Genomic DNA, 20,052 nt, shown 5'->3' with positions numbered 1-20,052 from the left:
GGGTCCGTTGCCCCAAGACGCTGAAATAGCCAAGACGCTGATGGAGACGGCAATGACGACGAAAATTCTGGAGAACGGGGCGGAGCGCTTCGTCACGGCGGGTGGCGTGACGATTACCCGCGAGCGCCATGATCGGCCTTATGAAGGCGCGATCGACGCCTATATCGACGGGCTGAATTCACGCCGTGGCGCCGTGTTTTCCTCGAATTACGAATATCCCGGCCGCTATACGCGTTGGGACACCGCCATGATCGACCCGCCGCTGGTGATCTCGGCGCGTGGCCGCGCAGTGCACATCGAGGCGCTGAACAGCCGCGGCGAGGTGCTTCTGCCGGTGATCGGCAAGGTGCTTGGCGGGCTTGACGACGTGACGATCGCCGAGACGTCGAAGAGACTGATCCGCCTCGATGTGGCCAAGCCAGGCCGTATCTTCACCGAAGAAGAACGCAGCCGCGTTCCCTCCGTCTTCACCGTGCTGCGCGCCATCACCGCTCTGTTCAAGACGGAGGAAGACGCCAATCTCGGCCTCTATGGCGCCTTCGGCTACGATCTCGCCTTCCAGTTCGATCCGGTCGACTACAAGCTGGAGCGCCAGCAAAGCCAGCGCGACCTCGTGCTGTTCCTGCCCGACGAGATCCTGGTCGTCGACCACTATTCGACCAAGGCCTGGACCGACCGCTACGATTATTCCGGCGACGGGTTTTCGACGGAGGGATTGCCGCGCGACGAAATCGTCGAGCCGTTCAAGACCGCCGACCGCATCCCGCCGCGCGGCGACCATGCGCCCGGCGAATATGCCAATCTGGTGCGCAAGGCGATGGAGAGTTTCAAGCGCGGCGATCTGTTCGAGGTTGTGCCCGGCCAGATGTTCTACGAGCGCTGCGAGACACCGCCCTCTGACATCTCCCGCAAGCTGAAGAGCATCAACCCCTCGCCCTATTCCTTCTTCATCAATCTCGGCGAGGGCGAATACCTGATCGGCGCCTCGCCCGAAATGTTCGTGCGCGTCAATGGCCGCCGTGTCGAGACCTGCCCGATCTCCGGCACGATCAAGCGCGGCGACGACGCCATTTCCGACTCGGAGCAGATCCTGAAGCTGCTCAATTCGAAGAAGGACGAATCCGAGCTGACCATGTGCTCGGACGTCGACCGCAACGACAAGTCGAGGGTCTGCGACCCAGGCTCGGTGCGCGTCATCGGCCGCCGCCAGATCGAGATGTATTCGCGGCTGATCCACACCGTCGACCATATCGAGGGACGGCTGCGCGAAGGCATGGACGCCTTCGACGCGTTCCTGTCGCATGCCTGGGCGGTCACCGTCACCGGCGCACCGAAATTATGGGCCATGCGCTTCATCGAGCAGAACGAGAAGAGCCCGCGCGCCTGGTATGGCGGGGCGATCGGCATGGTCAATTTCAACGGTGACATGAACACCGGCATGACCCTTCGCACCATCCGCATCAAGGACGGCATCGCCGAGGTGCGCGCCGGGGCCACGCTGCTCTTCGACAGCATTCCCGAGGAAGAAGAAGCCGAAACCGAACTGAAGGCATCCGCCATGATCTCCGCCATCCGCGACGCCAAATCAGGCAATGCCGCCGACACCGAACGCGCCACCGCGCGCGTCGGCGACGGCGTCAACATCCTGCTGGTCGACCACGAGGACTCCTTCGTCCACACGCTGGCCAATTATTTCCGCCAGACCGGCGCCAATGTCTCGACCGTGCGCACGCCTGTGCCGGACGAGGTCTTCGACCGGCTGAAACCCAATCTGGTCGTGCTGTCGCCCGGTCCCGGCACGCCGAAGGACTTCGACTGCGCCGCCACCATCAAGCGAGCCCGCGCGCGCGACCTGCCGATCTTCGGCGTCTGCCTCGGCCTGCAGGCGCTGGCCGAGGCCTATGGCGGAGAGCTGCGGCAGCTGCACGTGCCGATGCATGGCAAACCGTCGCGTATCCGCGTGTCGAAGCCGGGCATCATCTTTTCCGGCCTGCCCAAGGAGGTGACGGTCGGCCGCTATCACTCGATCTTCGCCGATCCGGTCCGCCTGCCCGACGGCTTCGTTGTCACAGCCGAGACGGAAGAAGGCGTCATCATGGCCTTCGAGCACAGCAAGGAGCCGATCGCTGCGGTGCAGTTCCACCCGGAATCGATCATGACGCTCGGCCACAATGCCGGCATGCGCATCATCGAGAACATCGTTGCGCATCTGCCGCGCAAGGCCAAGGAAAAGGCGGCTTAGCTCCGGTTTCGGCGGCCGGAAGCAATCAATGACCGCTATCGATTCGAAAAACGCCGCCAAGCGCAAGGTCGCCAGCCTCGCGTTCTGGTCGATCGTCGTCGCTTTCGTCGTGCTCGGCCTGAAGCTGGCGGCCTGGTACATCACCGGTTCCGTGGCGCTGTATTCGGACGCGCTGGAATCGATCGTCAACGTCATTGCCTCTGCCGCCGCATATTGGGCGATCCAGGTCAGCTACAAGCCGGCCGACCAGGATCATCCGTTCGGCCACCACAAGGCCGAGTATTTCTCGGCTGTTTTGGAAGGCGTGCTGATCGTGCTGGCAGCCCTTCTGATCCTCAACGAAGTGTGGTGGTACTGGCGGCATCCCGTCCCGCTCGAACAGCCCTGGACCGGCCTTGCCATCAACGGCGTCGCGACGGTGATCAACGCCTTCTGGGCCTTGACGCTGATCCGTGCCGGCCGTGCCGAGAAGTCGCCGGCACTGGTCGCAGACGGCAGGCACATCATGACCGACGTGGCGACCTCCGTCGGCGTGTTCGTTGGTCTGGTCGGCGCGGTGCTCACCGGCTGGCAAGTCCTCGATCCCGCTCTCGCCGTCATCGTCGCGCTGAACATCCTGTGGCAGGGCTGGCACGTGATCGGCTCGTCGATGAACGGACTGATGGACCGCGCCGTCGATACACACGAGCACATACACATCCGCGACATCATCTCGGCCAATTGCAAGGGCGCAATGGAGGTCCACGATCTCAAGACGCGGATTGCCGGCCGCGCCACCTTCATCGAGTTCCACCTGGTCGTCGACGCCGACATGTCGGTGGGCGCCAGCCACGTCATCTGCGACCGCATCGAAGATGCGCTGAAGGCCGAAAATCCCTCGGTGCGCGTCACCATCCATGTCGAGCCGGACGACGAGGCAAAACTGCCCAAGGGCACGACGGCCGTGCCGTTCGCGTGAAGCTTAGGAGACGCCGGGATCCCTGCCATGACATCAAAAGCGTCGAGCCGGTGCGGAGCCTCTATGTCGGAGGGACAGCACCCCCCTCTGTCCTGCCGGACATCTCCCCCGCAAGGGGGGAGATTGGTCGTCATCCCGGCCTTCGCTAGTCTTGAGCGTTGGAAATTTGGAGCCGCCAAATGAAGCTGCCGATCTCTCCCCTTGCGGGGGAGATGTCCGGCAGGACAGAGGGGGGTGGGAAGGATCGCTGCAGCCGCCAATTTCCGAACCGAGGATCCGGATCCGATCAAGGCGCGCAGGCAGACTGCGGCATCGGCTCAAGCCGGTAGACCTTGTCGTCGGATGCGGTCTCGCCTTCTGCCGCCTTCGAGCACAGGTCGATGATCGGCAGGCTGCTGTTGGGGTTGGCCAGCATCATCGTGCCGTTGGCGCCGCGACGCAGAAAAATCTCCTTGGCCGAGATGTCGCAGGAAAAGTCGCTCGTCTTTCCGCTCGCCACACAGTGCCACTGGTCCGCTTCACCTTCACAACTGTAGCTCTGCGTGACCTCGGCGGGCTTGTGGCGCGTGGTGACGGAAACAGCTATATCAGCACCGCTCGGCCAGTTCGTGGGATCGCCGTCCTTGGCGAAGGAGGCCAGCTCGATCGGGCCCCGGAAAACCCGGATGGTGTGGGTAAGCTGATCGGGATGCGAGCCGAGATGCGCGGCATCGTAGTCGCGCCCGTAGCAGAACGGCTGGTCCGGTTTCAGCCGCTCACGCAGCGGTGCTCCCAGCGACGGATCGACCGGATCGATGCGCGCGAATTCGGCCTTGCAGGTCTGCGCCGGCATGCGGTCGAGCCGAAAGCCGTCGTCTTCTGTGCCGAGTGCCTGCTTGGTAAACTCCTTTTCGCCCAGCTCTTCCTCGGCGCCGGCATCGAGATAAAGGTTGCGATGCACGCCGGAGACGATCAGCCGGCCTTTTTCATCGACGTTCAGTAGGGCCATGGTGCGGTCGCATTCCATGCCGCAATGAATCTCGCCCGATTGCGGATCATCCTTGCCGCACCAACCGCCGACCCATTCGGGCTTCTTGGCGCCGCGCACCGTCGTCGCCATGAAGCCGTTGTAGCCGGACGGAGCGCTGCTCGGCTCCTCGTTCGGGTGACTGACCGGATCGCTGCCATAGTAGAAGAAAATCCGTCCCACCTTCTGGTTCGGATGTATCTTGAGATGCGCGGCATCATAGACACGCCCGAAACAGGCATCCTTGCCGTCCTGGCTGAGTTCGGTGAGCTTAGGCGTATCGTCGGCAAGGGCCGTGCCGGCAACAGCGGCAAGCAAGGCGCCACCAAGTCCGGCGCCCACAATGGTCTTCGATGTCATCTGCCCCTCCTCGCCCGACAGGACGTGACTTCAATTTATGCTAGGATCGAGGCCGAAGCCACGCAATTTGCGAGGACATACTGGAGAACGACATGATGCGACGCCGCGATATTTTCCGTGTGGGCGTTGCCGGGGCCGCTGGCCTCTTCGGGCTGCGCCAGGTGAAGGCGGCGGCCGTGGAAGAAAGGCAGAAGGTCGCCTATCACCTCAGTGATCTCGACAAGGTCGGCTTCGTTTTGGGCAATATCAAGAACCACTATGAGGGCACCGGCGGCAAGGTCGACATCGTGCTGGTCGTGCATGGACCGGCCCTCGCCGCCTTCAAGTCGAAGAGCGCGTCGGCTGCCATTTCCAGCCGTTTTTCCGGCCTGGTCCGCGACGGGCTGACCCCGCATGCTTGCGCCAACACCATGCACGGTATGGATGTTGCGCTCACCGATCTCCTCGATGGCTTCCATGCCGCCGAGACCGGCGGCGTCGTCAAGCTCGCCGAATTGCAGCGCCAGGGCTACGCCTATTTGCGGCCCTGAACCTCTACTGACTTGAACATGAGGGCGGCGAGGCCCTACGAAGAGTGGGAGAGTCCCGGAGGAATAGACGTGCCAGCCACCACAACCGCCCTTCTCACCCCCACTTTGGTCATCCCCGACCTCGCCGGCAAGGCGGTGCTGATCACCGGCGCTTCGACCGGCATCGGGGCGGCACTTGCACTGGCCTACGCCGCGCAGAAATGCCGCGTCGCGCTGCATTACAATTCAAGTCGGGCGGCTTCTGAAAACCTGGCCGGGACCATCCGCAACGGCGGCGGCGAGGTATTCCTGATCCAGGGCGATTTCTCGATCCCCGCCGATGTCGAGCGCGTCGTCGAAGACAGCGCGCAACATTTCGGCCGGCTCGACGGTCTCGTCAACAATGCCGGCGGCATGCTTGGGCGCGTGCCCTATGCCGAACTGACCGAGGCGCATTACGACGCGGTGATGGACCTCAACGCCCGCTCCGTGCTGACCGCATCGCGCAAGGCGATGCCATGGCTGAAGCGCCAGGGCGGCTTCATCGTCAACACCTCGTCGATCGCTGCACGCAATGGCGCCGGCGGCGGCGCCGGCCTTTATGGCTCGGCCAAGGCCTTCGTCTCCAATGTGACCCGCGGCATGGCCAAGGAACTGATCGGTTTCAACATCCGCGTCAACGCGGTGGCGCCGGGCACCATCGCGACGCCTTTCCATGAGCGCTATTCCACCGAGGAGCAGATGAAGAGCATGGTGGCCACCATTCCTCAGGGCCGCGCCGGCACGCCCGAGGACTGCGTCGGCGCCTATCTGTTCCTCTCGTCCGCTCTGTTGAGTGGTTACATCACCGGTCAGGTGATCGAGGTGAATGGTGGCCAGTTGATGCCGTGAGCGGCGACCTGCATACTTGTCGCGGAAGCCAACGGAGAAAACGGCAATGTACGGTCTGATCGGCAAGATGCGGGCGACGCGCGGCCAGCGCGACGCAATGATGGATGTCCTGCTTGCCAGCACCGGCGCCATGCCTGGCTGCCTGAGCTACATCATCGCCACTGACCCGGCCGATGCCGACGCGATCTGGGTGACCGAGGTGTGGACCGACCAGGCAAGCCACAAGGCTTCGCTGCAACTGCCGGAAGTCCAGGCGGCGATCGCCAAGGCGCGGCCGATCATCGCCGGCTTCGAATTCCAGGTCGAGACCCAGCCCGTAGGCGGCTTCGGCCTGCCCACCGCTAAAACCGACTGACGCCTGAGCGGACGCATTTTTCGCCGCCGCGGGGTTCGCATCTCCCCTCTTCGGGTCTAAGACCGAAAAATGGATTCCCTGCCAGACCAGCCGACCGTCGAACGCATGGCGCGGATACCCAAAGCCTGGCAGTGGCTGGCCCTCCTGATCTTCTCGATCCTGTTTGCCGGCGCGCTGGAATTCGCCGCCTTGCCGGCGGCGCTGCTGATCGGGCCGATGCTGGCGGCGATTCTGGCCGGCACCAACGGCGCCACGGTGCGCGTGCCGCGCCCTTTGTTCGGCGCCGCCCAGGCGATCGTCGGCTGCCTTGTCGCCGCTTCGATCTCTGCGGACATCTTTCCGGTCTTCTACAGGGAATGGCCGCTGTTCCTCGGCACCGTGGTGGCGACCGTTGCTGCGTCAAGCCTGCTCGGCTGGCTGATCAGCCGCTGGCGTATCCTGCCCGGCACCACCGCAGTCTGGGGCTCATCGCCGGGCGCGGCCACCGCCATGGTGTTGATGGCAGGCGCCTTCGGCGCCGACCAGCGCCTCGTCGCCTTCATGCAATATCTGCGCGTCATCTTCGTCTCGATGACTGCGGCGCTTGTCGCAAAGATGTGGGTCGACACGTCAGGCATCGAGGTCCCGGCCGTCATCTGGTTCCCGCCGATCGATCCAATAGCCTTTGCCGCGACACTTGGCGTGGCGCTCGTCGGCAGCCTCATCGGAAAGCTGGTCAGGCTGCCGTCACCCTTCTTCCTCGGCACCTTCGTGTTCGGCACTGCGGTGCATCTCGGACTAGGCGTGCCGATGCAGTTGCCGCCCTGGCTGCTTGCCCTCGGCTATACGATGATCGGCTGGACCATCGGCCTGAATTTCACCAGGGCAATTCTGCGGCACGCGACGCGGGCGCTGCCGCAGATCGTCGGTTCGATCATCATCCTCATCGCCTTCTGCGGCGGTCTCGGCTTCATGATCAGCCATGTGCTCGGCATCGATCCGCTGACCGCCTATCTGGCGACCAGCCCCGGCGGCATGGATAGCGTCGCCATCATCGCCGCCGCCGCACAGCACGTCGACATCTCCTTCGTCATGGCGCTGCAGTCGGCCCGCTTCCTGGTCGTTCTGCTGGTCGGGCCGAGCGTGGCGCGGCTGGTGGCAAGAAGCGTGAAGGAATGACCCGCTCGCGCAGATGTGTTCCGCCGCACCGTTACGGTGCGGACAGTCACGCAATCACCAGGCTGGAGATGAGATCGCCGTCCAGCGTGAAGGTCATGTCGCCCTCACCGTTGAAGCCATTGCCCTTCACGGCAATGCGAACCTCATAGGTGCCGTCCACAGCTGCGACGCAGACAATGCTGAGATGGGACTGCATGCCGATATTGTCCGACTGGTTCCAGCGCGCGATCTCTGCGCGCCCCTTGAAGGTGCGGCCCCAGTCGCTCAGCAATGCATCCGCCGTGAACGTGTCGAGAAACGTCGCAGTGTCACCTTCATTGGTGGCCTCGACGAAGCGTCGGATGGGATCGGGCGGGGTCATCTCATCAATCCAGCCTGTGCATCAGGTCATCATCCAGCCAGCGGGCGAAGAAATAGACCAGTTGCTTGTGCCACCATGGCCAGTCATGGCTGACATCGCCTCCCCAATAGTCGACCCAGGCGGGAATGGACTTTTCGCGCAGCACCTGTTCCAGCGCCCGTGTCTCGACCAGCATCCGTTCTTCCCATGCCCCCTGCCCGCAACAGAAGATCAGCCTCAGCGCCTTCAGCCGGCCGAGCAGTTTCTGGTCGACGATGCCAGGCAGATAGTCGAGCGGTGAGTTGAAGAAGATGTTGCCGTCGAGCGCCTCTCCGAAGAAGTCGCGGGTCGAATAGACCCCCGACAGCGCAATCACGCCGCTGCCCAGTTCCGGAAATCGGAAGACGAAGTTCGACGCATGATAGCCGCCCATCGAACAGCCTGAAAACAACGGCTTCAGCGTGCGCCCGCCATTGGCCTCGGTCGCTGTAGAGAGAACTTCCGGCATCGCCTCTTCGCGCACATAGCGGAAATAGGCCTCGTGGCGAGCGATGCGGTCGGCCGGGTCGGTATGCTTGGCGAAGAAGGATTCCGAATCGATGCCGTCGAGGGTGAAGAGTTGGATGCGGCCAGTGTCGATAAACTCCGAAAGCACTGCGACCCCGCCGGAATCCTCGAACTGGTAGAACCGTCCTTGCGAGGTCGGGAACACCACCACCGGCCGCCCGGCATGGCCGTAGCGCTTGTATTCCATGTCGCGGCCAAGGTTGCGGGCAAAACCCTTGTGATAAGAAATATCCATCGGCCTCACGCCTTTTCCGCGTGGATGTAATTGACCGCCTGGCGCAGCGCTTGGGCGTCTTTGGAACGCATCTGATAGGCGTAGTGTCCCATGGCGCGGCTGAAAACCTCTTCGATGGCCTGATGGTGGACGATCTTGTCGCCGTGGGCGGCTAGCACGTCGGCATGGCTATGCAAATAGTGGAGGTGCCGTTTGCGGCTGGCATAAGCGGTGAAGTACTTGCCCTTGTAAGGCCCGCCAGCGGCATCCCTGACCACCATCTCGGCCCACGCCGCATAGACGTCGATGTCGAACGTATAGTTGATGGCGTCGGTCATCCAGGCGCCGGGTGGCCGCATGTTGACCTCAAGCGCGATGATGCGGTCGTCCTTGGTCTCGAACAGCTCGATATGGAAGAAGCGCTCGCGCACGTCGAAGGCCCTGAGGATCTTTCTGCCGGCCTCCTCGACTGCCGGGCTGATCTCAGGAAAGCAGGTGTAGCTCATGTGGCGATCACGGTTGACCACCTCCATGACGCTCTGGTCGTAGCGGTGGCTGGCCGCCAGCACCACTTCGCCGTCGCGGTTGACCAGCCCGTCGAAGGTCACCACCAGCCCCTCGATGAACTGCTCCATGACGAAGCTGACATCTTCCGGCTTGTCCTTGAAAAATTGGTCGAGTTCCCTCGTATTGGAAATCTTGAAGGTGTTCGAGGCGCCGGAGCCGGAGTCCGGCTTCACCACCACGGGATAGCCGACGCGGCGGATGAAGGTCATGGCGCCGGCCCGGTCGGAGCATTTGCGCTGCGGTATGGTCTCGACGCCGCTCTTGCGGAAGAAGGCGCGCATGCGGCTCTTGCGCTTCAAATTCTTCACGAAATCGAGTTTGGTGCCAAAGATGTTGAAGTCGGTACGGATGTTGGCTTCCAGTTCCAGCCAATGCTCGTTGAGCGACTCGAAGCGGTCGATGCGGCCCCATTTGTGGATGAAATGGCCCATCGCCCGGAACACCGGCTCGTAGTCCTCCATGTCGGCGACGCGATAATACTCCGACAGCGCCGTCTTCAGTTTTCCGTTCAGCGCTTCATAGGGCGCGTCGCCGATGCCGAGCACGGTGGCACCGGCCTTCCTCAGCCGATCGCAGAAGTCGGCGCCGTTGGCGGGAAAATGCGGCGAGAAGAACACGAAATTCATGGACGGCCTCCCCCGGCATTGTCACCAAGTCGACAGCCCAGTCTGGCGCATTTGCCGCGTGTGGGGAAGGGCGCGCACAGCGCCGCCATGCAGCCCACTTGCCTCTCCTTAGCCGCTCCTGTATGAAAACCGCCATGATCAACCGCGCCACCTCCGTAGCTTCCCGTCAGACCGGCTTTGCTGGCGAGACCGTGCGCGCGCTTGCTTCCGCTCTGCTGCTTCTCGGCCTTATCGGCGATCGCCGGGTTCGCTGAAGGAGCGCCCGGCGGTCGAACCGCCGCTCACGCGCATGCTCCTTGGCCAGTCTCAAAATTGGCAAGTCACATCAAGCGAATGAACATCTGGTAAAGGCGCCGCTCGGCACCAAATCCGCCTGAAGGCGGACCCCGCGAGCCGCCGGGAGAGACGACAATGAACGCACGAGAAGAGATCCGCGCAGACAGCGGGGAGATGGGCAAGGATGCCCGGGGCATGCCGGAGGCAGCCCGGGGCATGCCGGAGGCAGCCCGGAAATACCAACCCTACCCGACGGTGGGTCTCACCGATCGCATTTGGCCTTCGAAGGTCATCGACAAGGCGCCGATCTGGTGCTCGGTCGACCTGCGCGACGGCAACCAGGCGCTGATCGACCCGATGGGCCACGAGCGCAAGGCGCGCATGTTCGCCCTGCTCCTCGACATGGGCTTCAAAGAGATCGAGATCGGCTTCCCGTCGGCCTCGCAGACCGATTTCGATTTCGCCCGCTGGTGCATCGAAGAGGGCAATGTCTCAGCCGATGTCTCGCTGCAGGTGCTGGTGCAGTGCCGGCCGGAACTGATCACCCGCACCTTCGAGGCGCTGCAGGGCGCCGCCAACCCGATCGTGCATTTCTACAATTCGACCAGCGAATTGCAGCGCCGCGTCGTCTTCGAGAAGGACGTTGCCGGGATCAGGCGGATCGCCACCGATGCTGCCAAGATGATCACCGACATGGCGGCGAAGGCCGGCGGCGGTTATCGTTTCGAATATTCGCCGGAGAGCTTTACCGGCACCGAGCTCGAAGTGGCGCTGGAAATCTGCAACGCCGTCACCGAAATCGTGAAGCCGACGGCGGAAAACAAGCTGATCATCAACCTGCCGTCCACGGTCGAGATGTCGACACCCAACATCTATGCCGATCGCATCGAATGGATGTGCCGCAACCTCGACAACCGCGAGAACCTGCTCATTTCGCTGCATCCGCACAACGACCGCGGCACCGGCGTCGCCACCACCGAGCTCGGCCTGATGGCGGGCGCGGACCGCGTCGAAGGCACGCTGTTCGGCAATGGCGAGCGCACCGGCAATGTCGACATCGTCACGCTGGCGCTCAACATGTACACGCAAGGCGTCGATCCCGAGCTCGACTGCTCCGACATCAACCGGATGAAGGATGTCTATGAATATTCGAACCAGTTGAAGATCCCCGAGCGCCATCCCTATGTCGGCGAGCTCGTCTACACCGCCTTTTCCGGCTCGCACCAGGATGCCATCAACAAGGGCATGAAGGCGTTGCGCAAGGCCAACACGCCGTACTGGGAAGTGCCCTATCTGCCGATCGACCCGGCCGATGTCGGACGCAACTACGAGGCGATCATCCGCATCAACTCGCAGTCCGGCAAGGGCGGCATCGCCTATGTGCTGCAGGCGGACTACGGCCTCAACCTGCCGCGCAACCTGCAGATCGAGTTCAGTCAGGCGATCCAGGCGATCACGGACGCCGAAGGCAAGGAGGTGCCGGCCAAGCGCATCTACGAGCGCTTTCTCGAAACCTATGTCGATCAGCCCGGCGCGCGGCTGAAGTTCCTTGACCACCACACCTATCCGGACCTCGAGACCAAGGGCCGGCGTGCGGTGGAGGCGGTCATCCTGGACAGGGGCAAGGAGGTGACGATTTCAGGCTCCGGAACCGGCCCAATCGACGGCTTTGTCGACGCGCTGTCGCGCCATGTCGGCGTGCCGATGTCGGTGCTCGACTATTCGGAGCACTCCATGCAGCGCGGCTCGAACGCGTCGGCCATCTCCTATGTCGAGATGGAGCATCCCGGCGGCAAGCTGTTCGGCGCGGGCATCAACACCAACATCGTGGCCGCTTCGCTGGAAGCCGTGGTTTCCGCCGCCAACCGCATCGTCGGCCGAAAGGTCGACTAGAGCAATTCCAGGAAAAATGCGTAGCGGTTTTCCGTCCGGAATTGCGCAAAAACAAATACTTGGAGAGGTTCTATCAAAAAAGCTGAACCGCTCTGGACAAGCTGTCGAAAGCTAACAGCGCTGGAGCAAGATGAACCCAGATGGTATCTTCTTGCTCTGGCCTTTCGCGCCGTTAACCACCGGAAAATTATCCGGTGGGGTACGCGATCGCATAATGGCTGCATGCTTGTATGGCAGTGCAGGCCCTATATGATTGCGTCTTAACCTGTGCCGACTTCGAAAGGATCGACACTTGCAGCATGCCACGCCTGCCGCCCCCGCAGTGCGCGAGACGTTGGAGCGATTGCTAGCCAGCGAAACGTTCGGGAGATCCGAACGAGCGCGTAAGCTGCTTCGCTACCTGGTCGAACGCGAGCAGGCAGGCGAAGCCGACAAGCTCAAGGGCTTTTCCATCGCGATGGATGTTTTCGGCAAGGACGGCGATTTCGATCCGTCGACCGACGCCGTGGTGCGGGTGCAGGCGGGCAGGCTGCGCGAACTTCTGCAGCATTACTTCGCCAATGAGGGTGTTGCCGAGCCGATCCGCATCGCCATTCCGCGTGGCGGCTATGTTCCATCCTACGAACTCAACGCGATCCGCCTGCCGGCCGAGCCGAAGCCGGAGGAACACACCGAGGCGGCTGCCACCTTGTCGGGATCGCTCGAGGAACCCGGCATGGCCGCAGGTGCCGCATCGTTGATGTCCCCTGTCGTTCGCGAGCCGGCACCGTCGCTGCTGCGCCATCTCCAGTTCTTCTGGCTGGCGATCGCTCTGGTCATCGCCATGCTGGGCGTGCTGATCCTTCGTCAGGGAAGCGGCGCGTTGCTGGCGGGAAGCGAAACCGCGTCGACGATCGAAAATGCGGTGGCAACCGGCAGCATTGCGCCATGGGCTCCGATTGAAAGCCTTCCGCTCGTCTACATTGCGGTGAAAACCAACAGCGCCGAGGCTGCCCGCGTCGCGGCATCGCTGCGCGCCGGCCTCAGCGGCTTCGATACGGTTACCTTCATCGGTCGGGACGCAGACGGCCCGCCCGATCCGGTCACCGATGCAACCAGCTTCGTATTCGATGTCTTGCCGGGACCAACGGCAGGCGATGTCACTCTGGAGCTTCAAAGCGTGGCGACCGGACGGGTCCTGCTGTCACGCAACTTGACTGCCGCCGACAGCACACCCTCCGCCGTCGAGAACAGTGTCGCCGGCATTTTGAGTTCGGCCGTTCCCGCCTCTGGCACGATCTACAACTATATCGAACAGAGCGGTCTTCAGACCGGCCTGACGGAATGTCTGCTGCTCAACGACAAATACTATCTCGACCAGGGCGCGAAAACCCATGAGGCTGCCTATCGCTGTCTCGAAAACCTGATCAACCGGGATGCGAAATCGTCGCTCGTCTATTCGGAGCTGGCGACCCTGCATGTCGAGGCGGCCACAGATCACTACGCCTATCCAGCCGGCGCAACGATCGAACAGGCGATGTCGCATGCCCGTCGCGCCGTGCAGATGGGGCCGACCAGCCCCTATGCGCACCGTGCCTATGGCTATCTCAATTCCCGCCTCGGCAATTCGGAGGAATCGATTCGCTGGATGCACAAGGCCTACGAACTCAACCCTTACGACCTCAGCATGGCGGCAGCTTACGCCTATGGGCTGATTTTCGTCGGCAGGTACAGGGAGGGAACACCGATGCTTGCTCACGCCGCCGAAACCTCCAGCGCGCATCCGACCTGGTGGGACTACGGGCTTTTCGTCGGGCAGTTCATGGCGGGCGATATGAATAAGGCCGCGCTTGCCAGCGATGCGCTGCAAGCGACGCCGACGAAATCGCACTATCTGGCTGCGCGGCTGATCGGCGCGAAGGCAACCGGCCGCAATCAACTGGCGCATGAACTCGTGGACGAGATGACTGTCAAATTTCCGAAATTCGCTGCCGATCCGCGCGCTACCTTTGTCGAGCGGAGATACCCCGCCGATCTAACCGACCGGCTGGTCGAAGCGTTGCGTGCCGCCGGGCTCGGCAATGCCAGCTAGCTTTCTAAATTGGCACGGCTGATCGCGAAAATTTTACTGGCCATCGGCTTGGACAAGGCGCAATCCAGCCACAATCTGGAATTTCGCATCCTGTTTGATTTTGCAATAAAACCATAAAATTGCATGATTTCATCCCTTTACGCTGCCGAACGGGGCGCCGGTCCGAAGACGGTTGTCTTCCTGCATGGCTTCGGCGGTTGCCACGACGACTGGCACGAGGTGATTTCGACACTGGCACTTGGTTCACGGACGCTGGCCTATGACCTTCCGGGCCATGGGCTATCGCTCGATTTTCCGGGTGGCGGTCCGGCCAAGGCGGCCGCCCGGGCCGTTCTTGCAGACCTCGCCGCACGCAGAATTAGGAGGGTGCATCTCGTCGGCCACTCGATGGGCGGAGCGGCGGCAGTGCTGATGGCATTGGCCGAGCCCGAAAGGATAGCGTCGCTGACGCTTCTGGCGCCGGGCGGATTTGGGACTGAGATCAACGGCCAGCTGTTGCGCCGTTACGCCGCCGCTGCCGGCAAGAGCGAACTTCGCGCCTGCCTCGCCGCCATGTCCGGACCGCAAAGCCTGCCCTCGGAGCGCATCGTGGATGTGCTTGGCGAAATGCGTGCGCGTCCCGGCCAGTTGCAGAGACTTGTCGAGATCGCGGCTGTCATGACCAGGGGTGATCGGCAGGGCGTCATCCCGCGCGAACGGCTCGAAACGCTCACCATGCCGGTGATGGTGGTTTGGGGGACAGGCGACGCGGTGCTGCCCTTCACACAGGCCGATGGACTGCCGGCGCATTTCCACCTGCACCACGTGTTGGAGGCCGGCCATATGCTGGTCGAGGAAGCGCCCGGCCTGATCGCCGAGATCGTCCGCCGCAACATGAAACGCCGCGCCAGGCCGCTTCGTCCAAACTCCGCCTCCGAGGCGAACTGATCCGTCCTTGTCAAAGCGCGGCTTCGGGCCGGATTTGGTCCCGGCAAGCCGTCTATCGATCTCGCAAGTGCATTTTGCTGCATTTTGCCGACGGCTGTGTTAATTCGGTGTTAACCAAACCCGCGAGGCAAACGCCGATGAAGGATGCAGGCGAGAACATCACCCAGATCGATCAGTCGCGAAAACTGTCCGACGCCATTCGCGATGTGAAAAACGCCTTCGCCGACCGCGACGACGTCGTGATCGACATGCGCGAGGCGCATCGCATGCGGCTGGAATTGCTTGCCGCCGAACTCGCGCCCATCTTCGCCGACGTGCCCGCCGACATGGACAATTTCGACTTCGCCGTCTCGTCCGGGCTGCAGCCGCGCCTCTGGATCGACGCCGTCAGCCATGTCGCCATGGGACGCGACCGCCGCACCTATCGCTTCCTCAGGGATACGCGCATCGGCCGGGTGGTGCTCGCCGAATCAACCGAGATGAAACCGGTTGCCGATCAGGTGATGCGCTACGTCGCGGAGCGCGTCGTCGAACGCCAGAGAATGATGGAAGGCGGGGTCGAGCAGGCTGTCGCCGGCCTGAAGCGTGCCTTGGTCCCGGAAGCCGAGCCGCCACTGCGATCCGTCCCGCGCGGCAAGCGTTGGTCGGCGTTTCTCTCCGGTCTCGGCCTGATCGCCGCAGGCGCCCTGGTCGGGCTGGCTGTATCGATCGTGTTGTTCTGGGACCGCCTTGTTGCGATGGGACTGAGCTTTGGACCATGATCCTGAACCGAAGGTCCGCGTAGCAAAAAGTGGAAACCGGTTTTCGGAAAAGATCATGGTCAAACAAAAAGATAGAGCTCCATCCCAATTCTATCGGGATGGAACAGGCTCTAATGCATGTCGCGCAAAAGTGCGCAGCGGTTTTGCGATAACGACATGTATAAAACAACAACCTGAAGCGCGTCGCGCGAGGCCGGTCGAACACGACGCGCTTCAGGCCATAGCGTCCGCGCCAAGCTCCAGAATCTCCAGATCGGAAGGCGGGATGGCCGGCCCGGTCAGGCCACGTCGCGTCAGCCTGATCCGCCAATTGTCTTTTTCGCCATCGATCTCCAACAGATTATATTGCGCCGCCGGCCGCCGGCCGCCTGGCGCCTGCCCTGCGGCGGCGACACCGACCACTGGAATTTTGGCGCCGCGCCCGTTGATGGAGAACAGCGTCGGCTCGTGCGAATGGCCGTGCAGCACAAGCTCGGCCCCGTGCCGCTGAACGACCTTGTGGAAGCGGGCAATGCCGAACAGCCGCTTGGGCTGCGAAACGGCGCCGCGCACTGGCGGATGGTGGATCATGATCACCCGGAACAGTCCGCGCTTGGCCGTAGCATCGAGCACTTCGCGCAGCCTTTCCGCCTGGTCTTCCAGAAAGAAGCCGTTGGCCATGAACGGAGCCGTGGCCCGCGCCGTCGTCACACCGATCAGCGCGACGTTGCCACGCACGCGCAGATACGGAAAGGCGTCGCGGTCGATCGGCGTATTGACGCCGTCGCCGGTCATCCATGCCGTCCACGACCGGCAGGCCTTGTCGAAGGCGCCAGGCACATAGGCGTCGTGGTTTCCTGGAACGACCGACACATCATCGGGAGAACCCAGCGTCTCCAGCCAGTGCTTGCCCATCTCGATCTCGCCATCGAGCGCCAGGTTGACCAGATCGCCGGTGACAGCAAGGTGATCCGGTGCGCTCGCCTTGATATCCGCGACGATCGTGTCGATGACGGCATCGCGCATGTGGCGGCGGCGGTTGCGCTGCCAGTTGACGTAACCGACCACGCGCTTGGAGGCGAGATCGCGATAGGTTACACCGGGAAGCGGTCCCAGATGGATATCGGAAATATGCGCGAGCCTGAACATGCTCTCTTCATAAGCGACGCGCGCGCTGCTTTCCACCCACGGTTTCGTGGGTGATGACGCGGCCCGATCCGGAGCAAGCTTTCCGCCAGGCCGGCTGGCCGGGTCTCAGGGCAAGGCTGTTTCATCTGTATTTCGTGCTGCGGCGGCCGATGACGCTCGGGGTGCGCGGCTTGATCCACGACCGCACGTCCAATTCCGTCTTCCTCATTCGCCACACCTATATACCGGGCTGGCAGCTTCCCGGCGGTGGCGTCGAGCTGGGCGAGACGATGCTCGAGGCGCTGGCGCGCGAGCTCTCCGAGGAGGGCAATATTGCATTGACCGCGCCGCCGTTGCTGAAATCGATGCATTTCAACCGTCGGGCCAGCCGCCGCGACCATGTCGGCCTCTATTTGGTCGAGCAGTTCAATCAGACGGCGCCGAAGCTGCCGGACCGCGAGATCGCCGCAGCCGGTTTCTTTCCGCTCGACCGCCTGCCGGAAGGAACGACGCCGGGCACACTGCGACGGATTGGCGAGATTTTTGGCGGCGAGGCGGCGTCGCCCTACTGGTAGGTCATGCCGCCTTCCTGAACCGCGCCCGATCATGCGGCGCGGCGTAGTCCAGTTCCGGTCCGACCGGCACGATGTGCGTCGGATTGATCGTTTCATGGCTGCCGTAATAGTGCGCCTTGATGTGGTGCAGGCTCACCGTGCCAGCGACGCCTGGGACCTGATAGAGGTCGCGCAGATAGTTCGACAGGTTCGGATAGTCGGCGATGCGGCGGAGGTTGCACTTGAAATGGCCGACATAGACCGGATCGAAGCGAACCAGCGTGGTGAACAGCCGCCAATCGGCTTCGGTGATGCGGTCACCGACGAGATAACGCTGGCGAGACAGGCGATCCTCGAGTTGATCGAGCGCCGAGAACAGTTCGCCAAACGCCTTTTCATAGGCCGCTTGCGTCGTGGCGAAGCCGGCGCGATAGACGCCGTTGTTGACTGAGGGATAGACCAGCGCATTGACTGCGTCGATTTCGCGGCGCAGTGCCTGCGGATAGAAATCGAGGCTGGCGTCGCCCCATTTGTCGAAGGCTGAATTGAGCATCCGGATGATCTCGGAGGACTCATTGGAGACGATTGTTTGTTCTCGCCTGTCCCACAGAACCGGCACCGTCACGCGGCCGGAATAGGCGGGATCGGCCTTGGTGTAGATCTGATGCAGGAAATCGAGGCCGTAGAGCGTGTCACCGGTGGCGCCGTCCTCGGCCAGGAATGTCCAGCCGTTGGCGCCCATGAAATGATGGACGACTGAGACCGAAATCACGCCCTCGAGCTTCTTCAGCGCTCGAAAGATCAGCGTCCGGTGCGCCCAGGGACAGGCAGGCGAGACATAGAGATGGTAGCGGCCAGGTTCGGCCTTGAAGCCGCGCTTGCGGCCTTCGGCCGGCGTGCCGTCGACCGTGACCCAGTCGCGCCATTGCGACTGCGCCCGCACGAACTCGCCGTCGCTGCCCTTGGTGTCGTACCCGCGGTCCTGCCATTTGCCGTCGACAAGCAATCCCATGCGATGTCCTTTCGTCTTCATGGGGATGTAGGCACATACCGACGATGCGGAAACCGCCAGGCGTTGAACAGTTCGTCAATCGCCAGGGCGGCAAACGAAGGGCGGCAGGCGAAAACGGCCGATTGCAGTGGCTGAAGATTGGTGCTAGCGGAAAATCCGCATGTTCGACTTTGCCTTGATCCGGTTCGACCGACGACGAAAGGGCGCCCGCGCTTGATGAAGCGCTGACTGGCGAACGCTGCCGTTTTGCAGCAAACCTTTCCCCGTCTACCGGAACGCAAAGACCATGAGCCTTGCCGACGTGAATTACCTGCCGGAAAATCCGGCGCATGACCCCGAAATCGAAGCCATCAACGACGAAGCCTTCGGGCCGGGCCGTTTTGTGCTGGGCGCCTACAGGATCCGCGAGGGCGGCCCGCATGAACGCGCTTTGTCCTTCGTGGCCGTCGATGACGACATCGTTGTTGCCTCGGTGCGCATGACGCGCATCGCGGCCGGCGCCGGCCGTGCGCTTATGCTCGGACCGCTTGCCGTGCGGCCGGCCTTCAAGAATCTCGGCATCGGCCGCCGGCTGGTGACGATCGCACTGGAAGCCGCCGCCAAGGCCGGCATGCCGGCCGTGATGCTCGTCGGCGACGAGCCCTATTACGGCCCGCTCGGCTTCAAGAGAATTCCGCGTGGGCAAATCTCCATGCCGCGCCCGGTCGATCTCGACCGGCTTTTGTCGCATGAGATCGTGCCGGGCGCGATGGCACGGCTGGTGGGCGAGGTTTGCCACGCCGATCAGGCAAGAATTGCCGCGCACGTCGCCGCGATGGCGTGACCATCCGGATGCTGTTGCGCCGTCCCGTCGGGCTTCGTAGCATGTGCCCGGCAGGATGGAGGACGCCGGCATGAACCCGAACGGCCAGATTGCGATCGTCACCGGCGGCGGCTCCGGCCTCGGCGAAGCGACGGCGCGTGCACTCGCCGCGAAGGGCGCCGGCGTTGCAATCCTCGACCTCGGCATCGAGCGTGCGGCGAAGATTGCGGCCGATATCGGCGGCATCGCCATCCAATGCGACGTAAGCAGCGCCGACGGCGGTGCTGCCTGCGTGGCGGAAGTGGCAAAAAAGCTCGGCGAACCTCGTATCCTGGTCAATTGCGCCGGCATCGCCATCGGTATGAAGACGATCGGCAAGGACGGTCCGCACCCGCTCGACCAATACCGCAAAGTGATCGAGGTCAATCTGATTGGCACCTTCAACATGATCCGCCTCGTCGCCGACCGGGCCGCAAAAGCTTGAGCCGCTGGAGGGCGGCGAGCGCGGGATCATCGTCAACACGGCATCGGTCGCCGCCTATGACGGTCAAATCGGCCAAGCGGCCTATTCTGCCTCCAAGGGCGGCGTCGTCGGCATGACGCTGCCGGTTGCGCGCGACCTTGCCCGGTCGGGCATTCGCGTCTGTACCATCGCGCCCGGCATCTTCAAGACGCCGATGATATCAGGCATGCCGCAAGAGGTGCAGGATTCGCTGGGCGCCGCGGTGCCCTTCCCGTCCCGTCTCGGCGAGCCTTCCGAATATGCAGCCCTTGTGCTGCACATCGTCGAAAACCAGATGCTCAACGGCGAGACCATCCGTCTTGACGGCGCCATCCGCATGGCGCCGAAGTAGCC

At 62.8% G+C, this 20,052-nt stretch carries 18 protein-coding genes and 1 pseudogene; 13 read left to right on the top strand and 6 right to left on the bottom strand.

Features of this window, described 5'->3' with window-relative positions; translation table 11 throughout:
• Positions 1 to 52 precede the first annotated feature (52 nt).
• On the top strand, positions 53 to 2,242 hold the full coding sequence (locus BQ8482_RS20975) for an anthranilate synthase (protein ID WP_123149408.1): 2,190 nt from the start codon (positions 53 to 55) through the stop codon (positions 2,240 to 2,242).
• Between the two features lie 28 nt (positions 2,243 to 2,270).
• The gene (locus tag BQ8482_RS20970) at positions 2,271 to 3,200 is read left to right on the top strand and encodes a cation diffusion facilitator family transporter (RefSeq protein WP_123149357.1); all 930 of its coding nucleotides are present in this window, start codon (positions 2,271 to 2,273) and stop codon (positions 3,198 to 3,200) included.
• Between the two features lie 286 nt (positions 3,201 to 3,486).
• Here BQ8482_RS20970 and BQ8482_RS20960 read toward each other — a convergent pair whose 3' ends face one another.
• Complete coding sequence (locus BQ8482_RS20960; RefSeq protein WP_123149356.1) at positions 3,487 to 4,566, bottom strand: hypothetical protein; 1,080 nt, start codon at positions 4,564 to 4,566, stop codon at positions 3,487 to 3,489.
• Positions 4,567 to 4,661: 95 nt separating this feature from the next.
• Between BQ8482_RS20960 and BQ8482_RS20955 the strand changes: the two genes are divergently transcribed.
• From BQ8482_RS20955 to BQ8482_RS20940, 4 genes are all read left to right on the top strand, one after another.
• The gene (locus tag BQ8482_RS20955) at positions 4,662 to 5,096 is read left to right on the top strand and encodes a DsrE family protein (RefSeq protein ID WP_123149407.1); all 435 of its coding nucleotides are present in this window, start codon (positions 4,662 to 4,664) and stop codon (positions 5,094 to 5,096) included.
• A gap of 69 nt (positions 5,097 to 5,165) precedes the next feature.
• Positions 5,166 to 5,966: an SDR family NAD(P)-dependent oxidoreductase gene (locus BQ8482_RS20950; protein WP_123149406.1), complete on the top strand. Its 801-nt coding sequence runs from the start codon at positions 5,166 to 5,168 to the stop codon at positions 5,964 to 5,966.
• 46 nt (positions 5,967 to 6,012) lie between these two features.
• Entirely contained in the window at positions 6,013 to 6,321 is a 309-nt protein-coding gene (locus BQ8482_RS20945) for a putative quinol monooxygenase (protein WP_123149355.1), read from the top strand.
• Between the two features lie 69 nt (positions 6,322 to 6,390).
• Positions 6,391 to 7,479: an AbrB family transcriptional regulator gene (locus BQ8482_RS20940; RefSeq protein WP_123149354.1), complete on the top strand. Its 1,089-nt coding sequence runs from the start codon at positions 6,391 to 6,393 to the stop codon at positions 7,477 to 7,479.
• 46 nt (positions 7,480 to 7,525) lie between these two features.
• Here BQ8482_RS20940 and BQ8482_RS20935 read toward each other — a convergent pair whose 3' ends face one another.
• Genes BQ8482_RS20935 through BQ8482_RS20925 form a run of 3 tightly spaced genes read right to left on the bottom strand, consistent with a single transcriptional unit; the run spans position 7,526 to position 9,793 of the window.
• Positions 7,526 to 7,840 carry a nuclear transport factor 2 family protein gene (locus tag BQ8482_RS20935; RefSeq protein WP_123149353.1) on the bottom strand — a complete coding sequence of 105 codons (315 nt, stop codon included), beginning with the start codon at positions 7,838 to 7,840 and terminating at the stop codon, positions 7,526 to 7,528.
• 4 nt (positions 7,841 to 7,844) lie between these two features.
• The gene (locus BQ8482_RS20930; protein WP_123149352.1) at positions 7,845 to 8,621 is read right to left on the bottom strand and encodes an esterase family protein; all 777 of its coding nucleotides are present in this window, start codon (positions 8,619 to 8,621) and stop codon (positions 7,845 to 7,847) included.
• A gap of 5 nt (positions 8,622 to 8,626) precedes the next feature.
• Positions 8,627 to 9,793 carry an ATP-grasp domain-containing protein gene (locus BQ8482_RS20925; protein WP_123149351.1) on the bottom strand — a complete coding sequence of 389 codons (1,167 nt, stop codon included), beginning with the start codon at positions 9,791 to 9,793 and terminating at the stop codon, positions 8,627 to 8,629.
• Between the two features lie 450 nt (positions 9,794 to 10,243).
• Here BQ8482_RS20925 and leuA point away from each other — a divergent pair, with 450 nt between their 5' ends.
• The 4 genes from leuA (at position 10,244) to BQ8482_RS20900 (ending at position 15,721) form a co-directional block, all read left to right on the top strand.
• Entirely contained in the window at positions 10,244 to 11,962 is a 1,719-nt protein-coding gene (gene leuA / locus BQ8482_RS20915) for a 2-isopropylmalate synthase (protein WP_165848650.1), read from the top strand.
• A gap of 292 nt (positions 11,963 to 12,254) precedes the next feature.
• Positions 12,255 to 14,033, top strand: a complete 1,779-nt coding sequence (locus tag BQ8482_RS20910) for a tetratricopeptide repeat protein (protein WP_123149349.1) — start codon at positions 12,255 to 12,257, stop codon at positions 14,031 to 14,033.
• 123 nt (positions 14,034 to 14,156) lie between these two features.
• Positions 14,157 to 14,960 carry an alpha/beta fold hydrolase gene (locus BQ8482_RS20905; protein WP_123149348.1) on the top strand — a complete coding sequence of 268 codons (804 nt, stop codon included), beginning with the start codon at positions 14,157 to 14,159 and terminating at the stop codon, positions 14,958 to 14,960.
• A 137-nt stretch (positions 14,961 to 15,097) separates the two neighbouring features.
• Positions 15,098 to 15,721 (top strand): hypothetical protein, encoded by a 624-nt coding sequence (locus tag BQ8482_RS20900; protein ID WP_123149347.1) that lies wholly within the window; start codon positions 15,098 to 15,100, stop codon positions 15,719 to 15,721.
• Positions 15,722 to 15,934: 213 nt separating this feature from the next.
• On the opposite strand, the gene BQ8482_RS20895 is transcribed toward BQ8482_RS20900, so the two are convergent.
• On the bottom strand, positions 15,935 to 16,849 hold the full coding sequence (locus tag BQ8482_RS20895; protein WP_123149405.1) for a metallophosphoesterase family protein: 915 nt from the start codon (positions 16,847 to 16,849) through the stop codon (positions 15,935 to 15,937).
• A gap of 53 nt (positions 16,850 to 16,902) precedes the next feature.
• Between BQ8482_RS20895 and BQ8482_RS20890 the strand changes: the two genes are divergently transcribed.
• Positions 16,903 to 17,403: an NUDIX domain-containing protein gene (locus BQ8482_RS20890; protein WP_123149346.1), complete on the top strand. Its 501-nt coding sequence runs from the start codon at positions 16,903 to 16,905 to the stop codon at positions 17,401 to 17,403.
• 1 nt (position 17,404) lies between these two features.
• On the opposite strand, the gene BQ8482_RS20885 is transcribed toward BQ8482_RS20890, so the two are convergent.
• Positions 17,405 to 18,394 carry a glutathione S-transferase family protein gene (locus tag BQ8482_RS20885; protein ID WP_123149404.1) on the bottom strand — a complete coding sequence of 330 codons (990 nt, stop codon included), beginning with the start codon at positions 18,392 to 18,394 and terminating at the stop codon, positions 17,405 to 17,407.
• Between the two features lie 286 nt (positions 18,395 to 18,680).
• Here BQ8482_RS20885 and BQ8482_RS20880 point away from each other — a divergent pair, with 286 nt between their 5' ends.
• Both BQ8482_RS20880 and BQ8482_RS20875 read left to right on the top strand, forming a co-directional pair.
• The gene (locus tag BQ8482_RS20880; RefSeq protein WP_123149345.1) at positions 18,681 to 19,217 is read left to right on the top strand and encodes a GNAT family N-acetyltransferase; all 537 of its coding nucleotides are present in this window, start codon (positions 18,681 to 18,683) and stop codon (positions 19,215 to 19,217) included.
• A gap of 70 nt (positions 19,218 to 19,287) precedes the next feature.
• Positions 19,288 to 20,050 (top strand): annotated as a pseudogene (locus tag BQ8482_RS20875) (3-hydroxyacyl-CoA dehydrogenase).
• The last annotated feature ends 2 nt before the right edge of the window (positions 20,051 to 20,052 follow it).

It is taken from the genome of Mesorhizobium delmotii, from assembly GCF_900149755.1.
Taxonomy (GTDB): Bacteria; Pseudomonadota; Alphaproteobacteria; order Rhizobiales; family Rhizobiaceae; genus Mesorhizobium; species Mesorhizobium delmotii.
The sequence above is the reverse complement of the archived record's forward strand: the minus strand, read 5'-3'. Positions and strand labels throughout refer to the sequence as shown.